A 336-nucleotide genomic window follows, 5' to 3' on the forward strand; every position below is an offset into this window, starting at 1 on the left:
AAGTAATAGACGATCAGATCGTCGATGACGCCGCCTTGCGGATTGAGCAGGCACGAGTAGAGCGCCTTGCCGGGCGTCTTGAGCTTGCCGACGTTGTTCGCGAGCGCATGCTCGAAGAACGCGCGCACGCGGCTGCCGGTGAAATCGACGACGCACATGTGCGACACGTCGAACATGCCGGCGTCGGTGCGCACGGCTTCGTGTTCTTCGATCTGCGAGCCGTAGTTGACGGGCATGTCCCAGCCGCCGAAGTCGACCATGCGGGCATTGAGCGCGCGATGCGCGGCGTTGAGCGGGGTGTGATTCAGTGCAGTCATCGAGGCCTCAGGCAAGGCG

General features: G+C 63.1%; 1 pseudogene. It reads right to left on the bottom strand.

What is annotated here, in order from left to right:
- Window positions 1–317, bottom strand: a pseudogene (locus SB751_RS28900) (glycine cleavage system protein T); the annotation flags it as partial.
- Window positions 318–336 lie beyond the last annotated feature (19 nt).

The organism is Cupriavidus sp. SIMBA_020 (assembly GCF_046535395.1).
GTDB lineage: Bacteria > Pseudomonadota > Gammaproteobacteria > Burkholderiales > Burkholderiaceae > Cupriavidus > Cupriavidus campinensis.